At 40.8% G+C, this 9,237-nt stretch carries 7 protein-coding genes and 1 rRNA gene (1 of these 8 running past the window's edge); all 8 read left to right on the forward strand.

Annotation, left to right across the window (positions count from 1 at the left end):
• The first annotated feature begins 104 nt into the window (after positions 1-104).
• A complete protein-coding gene (pfkA, locus tag ENLAB_RS13880; protein ID WP_244351680.1) occupies positions 105-1,067 on the forward strand; it encodes a 6-phosphofructokinase in 963 nt (320 codons plus the stop codon).
• A gap of 82 nt (positions 1,068-1,149) precedes the next feature.
• Positions 1,150-2,934, forward strand: a complete 1,785-nt coding sequence (gene pyk / locus ENLAB_RS13885) for a pyruvate kinase (protein ID WP_077454197.1) — start codon at positions 1,150-1,152, stop codon at positions 2,932-2,934.
• Positions 2,935-3,129: 195 nt separating this feature from the next.
• Positions 3,130-3,690, forward strand: a complete 561-nt coding sequence (locus ENLAB_RS13890; RefSeq protein WP_244351682.1) for a YceD family protein — start codon at positions 3,130-3,132, stop codon at positions 3,688-3,690.
• Positions 3,691-3,746: 56 nt separating this feature from the next.
• Positions 3,747-3,926 carry a 50S ribosomal protein L32 gene (gene rpmF / locus ENLAB_RS13895; protein ID WP_005229191.1) on the forward strand — a complete coding sequence of 60 codons (180 nt, stop codon included), beginning with the start codon at positions 3,747-3,749 and terminating at the stop codon, positions 3,924-3,926.
• A gap of 183 nt (positions 3,927-4,109) precedes the next feature.
• The gene (gnd, locus tag ENLAB_RS13900; protein WP_005229192.1) at positions 4,110-5,531 is read left to right on the forward strand and encodes an NADP-dependent phosphogluconate dehydrogenase; all 1,422 of its coding nucleotides are present in this window, start codon (positions 4,110-4,112) and stop codon (positions 5,529-5,531) included.
• 139 nt (positions 5,532-5,670) lie between these two features.
• Positions 5,671-6,357, forward strand: coding sequence for a response regulator transcription factor (locus ENLAB_RS13905; RefSeq protein WP_005229193.1), 687 nt, complete (start codon positions 5,671-5,673; stop codon positions 6,355-6,357).
• A 14-nt stretch (positions 6,358-6,371) separates the two neighbouring features.
• A complete protein-coding gene (locus tag ENLAB_RS13910; protein ID WP_034872519.1) occupies positions 6,372-7,877 on the forward strand; it encodes a HAMP domain-containing sensor histidine kinase in 1,506 nt (501 codons plus the stop codon).
• A gap of 615 nt (positions 7,878-8,492) precedes the next feature.
• Positions 8,493-9,237 (forward strand): 16S ribosomal RNA (locus ENLAB_RS13915); it runs 815 nt beyond the window's last position.

Here is a 9,237-nt window from a genome sequence, read left to right on the forward strand (position 1 = left end):
GACATTTTCATGGAATAATGGTAGAATATGTCTCGTGGTTATTACTTGAAAACTAGCAAACAGGGGCTTCCCTAAACAAAATCTTTTGATGAGGTGAAAGAATAATGAAACGCATTGGAATTCTAACCAGTGGCGGCGATGCACCAGGAATGAACGCAGCGATTCGCGCAGTTGTCAGAAAGGGTATTTTTGACGGACTTGAAGTATACGGAATCAACTATGGCTATGCCGGACTAGTCGCAGGCGACATTCGTCGCTTGGATGTTGCTGATGTTGGTGACAAAATTCAACGTGGTGGAACATTCTTATATTCAGCACGTTATCCAGAATTTGCGACACAAGAAGGACAATTAAAAGGAATCGAACAATTAAAGAAATTTGGCATTGAAGGGCTAGTCGTGATTGGTGGAGATGGTTCTTACCATGGTGCGATGGCACTTACTCGCCACGGTTTCCCAGCAATCGGGATTCCAGGAACGATCGATAATGACATTCCAGGAACAGATTTCACGATTGGTTTTGATACAGCAATTAATACTGTCTTGGAATCGATTGACCGTATCCGTGATACAGCGACATCACATGTCCGCACCTTTGTGATCGAAGTAATGGGTCGCGGTGCTGGCGATATCGCTTTATGGTCAGGTGTGGCCGGTGGTGCGGATGAAATCATCATTCCAGAACATGATTTTGACATGCAAGTTGTTGCTGATCGTATCCGTGAAGGACGCGACCGCGGGAAAAAACATTGCTTGATCGTTTTAGCCGAAGGTGTGATGGGCGGAAATGATTTTGCTGACAAACTTTCTGAATACGGCGATTTCCATACCCGTGTATCAATTCTAGGACACGTTGTCCGTGGTGGTTCACCAAGCGCTCGTGACCGTGTGTTAGCAAGTAAATTTGGTTCATATGCTGTTGAATTATTGCAACAAGGCAAAGGCGGTATATGTATCGGTATCGAAAACAATGAAATGATTGCTTCTGATATCATCGATACCCTTGAAAACAATCGTCACAAACCAGATCTTAGCTTGTATAACTTGAACAAAGAAATCTCATTCTAAAGAGATTTTTAAGCAACGCAACAGTAATTTTGTAAAAAAAGCTTATTAGCTATTTTAAATAAATGAATAGGAGCGTTTAGTAATGAAAAAAACAAAGATCGTAAGTACATTAGGACCAGCAAGTAACAGTGTGGAAATTATTTCTCAACTGATTGAAGCCGGTGCGAATGTCTTCCGCTTTAACTTCTCTCATGGAGATCATGAAGAACAATTAGCGCGTATGACAATGGTTCGTGAAGCCGTAAAGAAAACTGGTAAAGATGTCGGTATCCTTTTAGATACAAAAGGTGCTGAAATCCGTACAACTGTACAAAATACGACAGAAGCAGACTTTGGTCGTGCTGGATACATCCAATTCAACGTTGGCGATGAAACACGCATTTCAATGGATCCAGAACACAAAGGAACAAAAGAAAAAATTGCTGTAACTTATCCTGGTTTATTTGAAGATGTTCATGTGGGCGGACACATCTTGTTTGATGATGGCTTGATCGACATGGAAATCAAAGAAAAAGACGAAGCAACTCGTGAATTAGTGGTTGTTGTTAAAAATGCTGGAATGTTAGGATCACGTAAAGGGGTCAATGCTCCTGGCGTATCAATCAGCTTACCTGGTATTACTGAAAAAGATGCAGAAGATATCCGTTTTGGTCTTGATAACGATATCGACTTCATTGCCGCTTCATTTGTACGTAAAGCGCAAGACGTTTTAGAAATTCGTGAAATTTTAGAAGAAAAAGACATGACTCATGTGCAAATCTTCTCTAAAATCGAATCACAAGAAGGTATCGACAATATCGATGAAATCATCAAAGTTTCTGATGGTATCATGGTTGCTCGTGGTGACATGGGTGTTGAGATCCCTGCTGAAGAAGTACCAATGGTTCAAAAGAGCATCATCAAAAAATGTAACGCTGCTGGTAAATCAGTTATCACAGCAACACAAATGTTAGAATCAATGCAACAAAACCCACGTCCAACTCGTGCGGAAGCTTCTGACGTTGCCAATGCTGTCTTTGACGGTACTGATGCAACAATGCTTTCTGGTGAGTCAGCAAACGGTGACTACCCTGTAGAAGCAGTAGCGACAATGGCACGTATCGACGTTGAAGCTGAAAAAGCTTTATCAGAAAACAGCACATTCCAAATCAACCAATTCGATAAAACAGATGTAACAGAAACAATCGGTTTATCTGTTGCACGTGCGGCGAAAAACCTAGGGGTTAAAACAATCGTTGCAGCAACTGAATCTGGTTACACTGCGAAAATGATCTCTAAATATCGTCCAGATGCTGACATTTTAGCTGTCACATTTGACGAACGGACAAAACGTGGCTTGATGCTTAACTGGGGTGTCTATCCAACGGTTGCTGACAAACCATCAACGACCGATGAAATGTTCGAATTAGCAGCAAAACAAGCAGTTGATTTAGGCTTTGCTAAAGAAGGCGATCTAATCTTGATCACAGCCGGTGTTCCTGTTGGTGAACGCGGAACAACCAACGTAATGAAGATCCAATTGATCGGATCAAAATTGCTTGAAGCACAAGGAATTGGTGAAAAATCAGTTGTTGCCAATGCCGTGATCGCTCACAGTGCTGAAGAAGCAATCGCGAAAGCAAAAGATGGTATGATTTTAGTTGTACCAACAACAGATAAAGAATATATGCCAGCAATCGAAAAAGCAGCAGCATTAGTTGTTGAAGATGGCGGCTTGACTTCTCATGCAGCAGTTGTCGGAATCGCGAAAGATCTACCAGTCATCGTTGGTGCCAAAGACGCAACAACTACCATCAAAGATGGCGAATTGGTTACTCTTGATTCTCGTCGCGGTATCGTTTATCGTGGAGAAACAACAGCGATCTAATGATTTTTAACGATTGATCAAGCAACAGGCAAGTGCACGTTGTGCGCTTCCTGTTGTTTTTTTGAGAGAGTCGAAATCCCTTGAGAAAGGGCAGTAAAATGACACGATCAAAAATGAAAAAGGTGTCAAGAAAATTTCATTGACAAAGCCTCAGAAGCCCTGTATAATTGCTTTTGTTGCTTAGGGGTGATAAAAATGAAATGGTCTTTATTGGAATTAAAAAAATACCAAGAGACACCGCTGATGTTTGAAGAAACACTTGACTTAAAGAGTCAACTGATAAAACGCGATGGACAGATCATTGATTTGTCTCCTGTTAAAGTAAAAGGGCTGATGAGTGTTGATAAGCAAGGATACTTGCTGCACTATCAAGTAGAAACGACGATGACATTGCCATCTACTCGTTCTTTGACACCTGTAGCGATTCCTTTTGATTTTTCAGTGGACGAACAATTCATGACACCAGAGCAATTTCAGCATCGCGATGAAACGATCGTCGAAGAAGAGGTTTTGATCATTGAAGGTCAAACCATCAGTTTAGATGAATCAGTCGCTGATAACCTATTACTTGCGATTCCATTGCAAGTCCTGACAGAAGAAGAAAAGCAAGGTTCAGCAATGCCATCTGGCAACGATTGGGCTGTTTTGTCAGAAGAAGACTTTGCAAATCAAAAAGAAGCGCAAGCTCAACAAGTTGATCCTCGTCTTGCAAAATTATCCGAATTATTCAATGAATCAGATGACGATAACGCGTAGGATTGGAATAAATTGCAGCCTCAAGGTTGCGTTCATTAACAAGGAGGTGTAGCAAAATGGCAGTACCAGCTAGAAAAACTTCGAAAGCGAAGAAAGCAAAACGTCGTACACATTACAAATTGACAATCAACGGTTTGAACGAATGTGCAAACTGTGGTGAAATGAAAAAAAGCCACCATGTCTGCTCAAACTGTGGTCATTACGATGGCAAAGACGTAGCAACAAAAGAAGCATAATTCCTTTTTTTCAGAAAGAGGATTCTAAAACCTTAGGCTAACCATGGAGCCTGAGGTTTTTTTGTTTTTTTGACGAATATGGAACTTTTCAGAAATATTTTTGTCCAGCGAAAGAGAATAGTTCAAAAGCAGGTACATTTGCGCTATAATGAAAAAGATAATTGAATCTTAGGAGGATGAAAGATGACAAAACAACAAATCGGCGTTGTCGGTATGGCTGTTATGGGCAAAAACTTAGCGTTGAACATCGAAAGCCGCGGTTATTCAGTTGCCTTATTTAACCGTACTGGTTCAAAGACAGAAGAAGTAGTAAAAGAACATCCAGATAAAAATTTTAAAGCAACCTATACGATAGAAGAATTTGTTCAATCTATTGAAAAACCACGTCGTATTTTATTAATGGTAAAAGCTGGATTTGCGACAGATGCAACGATCCAAGAACTATTGCCTCATCTAGACAAAGGCGATATTTTGATCGATGGCGGAAATACCTTCTTTAAAGATACGGTTCGTCGTAACGAAGAGTTGGCAAACTCAGGAATCAACTTTATCGGTACAGGTGTATCTGGTGGGGAAGAAGGCGCCTTGAAAGGTCCTTCAATCATGCCAGGAGGACAAAAAGAAGCGTATGAATTGGTTGCGCCAATCCTGGAGCAAATTTCTGCAAAAGCTGAAGATGGAACACCTTGTGTGACTTATATTGGACCAAACGGTGCAGGCCATTACGTAAAAATGGTTCACAACGGGATCGAATATGGGGACATGCAGCTGATTGCTGAGTCTTATGACTTAATGCAAAACATTTTAGGTCTATCTGTTGATGAAATGGCTGATATTTTTGCTGAATGGAACAAAGGTGAATTAGACAGCTACCTAATTGAGATCACAGCGGATATTTTGACCCGTAAAGACGATCAAGGAACAGGCAAACCAATTGTTGATGTGATTTTAGATGCTGCTGGTAATAAAGGAACTGGGAAATGGACAAGCCAAAGTGCCTTAGACTTAGGCGTACCACTACCATTGATCACTGAATCTGTTTTTGCCCGTTATATTTCGGCTTACAAAGAAGAACGGGTCAATGCCAGCAAAGTCTTACCAAAACCAGAAGCAGTTGCTTTTGAAGGAAACAAAGAAGAGTTTATCAATAAGATCCGCGAAGCCTTATACTTCAGTAAGATCATGAGCTATGCACAAGGATTCGCGCAATTACGTACTGCATCAAAAGAGTATGATTGGGATCTTCCTTTTGGTGAAATTGCCAAAATTTGGCGTGCAGGCTGTATCATCCGTGCGCAATTTTTACAAAAAATCACGGATGCTTATGACAAGAATGCCGACATTGAAAACTTACTATTAGATGACTACTTCAAAGATATTACGAAACGTTATCAATCTTCTGTACGTGAAGTAGTTGCACTAGCTGTCCAAGCAGGTGTACCTGTGCCGACGTTCTCATCGGCGATCGCGTACTTCGATTCTTATCGTTCTGATCGTTTGCCAGCGAACTTGATCCAAGCACAACGGGATTACTTCGGAGCGCATACGTATGAACGGACAGATAAAGAGGGAATTTTCCATTATTCATGGTATGACGAAGCGTAAGCTTTAAGAGAATCCAAAAGAGAAAGGCCGAAAGTGAGAACTTTCGGTCAATCTCTTTTTTATTTTTTAGATACATGATAAAATAAGACAGATAATGTCTAATTTAAAGGCAGAATAATCAATAAAGGGGCTATCAATAATGAGTAATATTCTAATCATTGAAGATGAAAAGAACTTAGCTCGATTTGTGGAATTAGAATTGAAGCATGAAGGGTACAATACCGAAGTTCATTACAACGGACGGACGGGACTGGATGCGGCACTGAATAATGAATGGGATGCGATCTTATTGGATCTAATGCTTCCTGAGTTAAATGGGTTAGAAGTTTGCCGCCGCGTGCGTCAATCGAAAAACACCCCGATCATCATGATGACCGCAAGAGATTCCGTGATTGATCGAGTATCAGGTTTGGATCATGGTGCTGATGATTATATTGTGAAGCCTTTTGCAATTGAAGAATTGCTGGCACGCTTACGTGCGTTGCTTCGCCGTATCGATATCGAAGGGGACAAAAACGTCGCAAAACAAACTACGATCACTTACCGCGATCTAACGATTGAAAAAGAAAACCGTGTCGTTCGTCGTGGAACAGATGTCATTGAACTAACGAAACGCGAATACGAGCTGTTGTTGACTTTAATGGAAAACGTCAATGTCGTTTTAGCCAGAGATGTTTTATTAAACAAAGTCTGGGGCTATGAGACAGAAGTGGAAACCAACGTTGTCGATGTTTACATCCGCTATTTACGTAATAAAATTGATGTACCAGGGGAGGAAAGCTACATCCAAACCGTTCGTGGTACAGGCTATGTGATGCGGTCGTGAACCTTAAAAAAAGAATGAAAAAATTAAAAGAACTGAAGGGGCCTTCTTTAACTGTAAAGTGGGCCTTCGCAAGTTCTTTCTTTATATTTGTCGTATTTACGATCTTTGCGGTGATCACCTATAAGACCTCCGTAAATTTGATTGTCGCTAAAGAAGAAAACAATGTTGAGCGGACAATGTCAGAAGTTGCTTCCCGTCTAGCCAATTCGGACCAAGAATTAACGCTCGTTCGAACGTATCGTAATTTAACCAAAAATGATGCGGGGACGACGAGCATCTATGATCGAACCTCAACGATCGATGGCAACTTAATGAAAATCGACTCCTTTATTTCGGAATTAGGCCAAGCACCATTGAGCCTGTTTGTTTATAATTTGAATGAGGACCTTGTGTTTAAGACCCATGAAAATGATTTAGCCTTGATCGACACCCAACGTAAAGCGCCAACCATCGTAACACTAGATGGCATCACCGGCTTTCTTTCGATCCAACCTATTTATTCAAAAGGCACCAGAGAGCGGATTGGCTATGCTCAAACGTTTTATGAATTGACTTCTTTTTATGAAATACGTAGCAAACTGCTGCTGACTTTGATTATCTTAGAAGTTGTCTCTCTGATTCTCAGCAGTGTGCTTGGGTTCTTTTTATCAGCGTATTTCCTTCAGCCGTTAAAGGTACTACGGGATACGATGGAAACCGTCCGGAAAAACCCGCAGTCAACCGTGCATATGCCAGAATTGAATACCAACGATGAGTTATCTGATTTAGCAGATATATTCAATGAAATGTTAGATCGCATGCGCCTGTACATTGAGCAGCAAGAGCGATTTGTTGAAGATGTTTCTCATGAATTGCGAACACCTGTAGCAATCATTGAAGGACATATGAATTTGTTGCAGCGTTGGGGAAAAGATGATCCAGAGATCTTGGATGAGTCCCTCGCAGCCAGTATGCAAGAGATCAGTCGAATGAAGACGCTCGTACAGGAAATGTTGGATCTCTCAAGAGCGGAACAAGTGGATGTTCATTATGCAAATGAAACAACTAATGCAAAAGAAGTTGTCTATCAAGTGTTCAATAACTTTAAAATACTGTATCCGGATTTTGTCTTTACATTGGATGATGATTTGTATCATGAGTTGAAGCTGAAAATCTATCGCAATCATTTTGAACAGATCATAATTATTGTCTTGGATAACGCAGTAAAATATTCCACTGATCGAAAAGAAGTTCATCTATCCATTTCATTGGATCGTCAATCTTTTGAAATTGCCATCCAAGATTTCGGGGAAGGCATCTCCAAAGAAGACCTCGATAAGATCTTTAATCGTTTCTATCGAGTAGATAAAGCCCGTGCAAGAACCAAAGGTGGCAATGGATTGGGGTTATCTATAGCAAAACAACTATTAGAAAGCTATAAAGGAAAAATCACGGCGGAGAGTGTCATTGGCCAAGGAACAATCTTTCGGATTTATATACCGATCCTTCAAACGGAAGATCGGACGAAAAGAGAACGTTGAGCAAAAAGCTTAAGTTCTCTTTTTTTCATTCTTAAATGATAGATTTAGTGACGAAACACTGCTTATAAACGAACGTTCGAAACGTTTGGTAATGAATAATTCGCTTATAAAAATAGTTGTCAAAAAGCCTATTTTTTTAGTTGATTTTTCCTTTAAGAATTGCTATATTATTACTTGTCCTTGTTAAGATATTTGTAACAATCACTGATTGATCTATTTTTAAAATAGTTGTTGACGAAACAATTTACAAGTGTTATTATAACAAAGTCGAAAAAATATCATCTCTGAAAAACCTGATAAATCAAAAAAACTTTTCAAAAAAGTGTTTGACATATAACGTTTGAGATGGTAAGATAAAAAAGTCGCTGAGGTTAAGAAAGAAGTTAAATAACAACTTCTTGAAAGAAACTTTAAAAAAAGAGTTGACAATCAAGCGTCGATCTGATATGATATAAAAGTTGCTAACACAGCACGGTAGACCTTTGAAAACTGAACAAAGCAAGCAAACGAACCAATGTGTAGGACGTTTCAATTTATTGAAACAAATACATGCAAGCAATAGCTAGCAAAGTTAATTTTTATGAGCTTAATGACCGTATGGTCATTCAAACAAATCATTATGAGAGTTTGATCCTGGCTCAGGACGAACGCTGGCGGCGTGCCTAATACATGCAAGTCGAACGCTTTTTCTTTCACCGGAGCTTGCTCCACCGAAAGAAAAAGAGTGGCGAACGGGTGAGTAACACGTGGGTAACCTGCCCATCAGAAGGGGATAACACTTGGAAACAGGTGCTAATACCGTATAACACTATTTTCCGCATGGAAGAAAGTTGAAAGGCGCTTTTGCGTCACTGATGGATGGACCCGCGGTGCATTAGCTAGTTGGTGAGGTAACGGCTCACCAAGGCAACGATGCATAGCCGACCTGAGAGGGTGATCGGCCACACTGGGACTGAGACACGGCCCAGACTCCTACGGGAGGCAGCAGTAGGGAATCTTCGGCAATGGACGAAAGTCTGACCGAGCAACGCCGCGTGAGTGAAGAAGGTTTTCGGATCGTAAAACTCTGTTGTTAGAGAAGAACAAGGATGAGAGTAAAATGTTCATCCCTTGACGGTATCTAACCAGAAAGCCACGGCTAACTACGTGCCAGCAGCCGCGGTAATACGTAGGTGGCAAGCGTTGTCCGGATTTATTGGGCGTAAAGCGAGCGCAGGCGGTTTCTTAAGTCTGATGTGAAAGCCCCCGGCTCAACCGGGGAGGGTCATTGGAAACTGGGAGACTTGAGTGCAGAAGAGGAGAGTGGAATTCCATGTGTAGCGGTGAAATGCGTAGATATATGGAGGAACACCAGTGGCGA

Origin of the sequence: Enterococcus innesii, assembly GCF_022846515.1 — a bacterium.
GTDB classification, from domain to species: Bacteria; Bacillota; Bacilli; order Lactobacillales; family Enterococcaceae; genus Enterococcus_D; species Enterococcus_D innesii.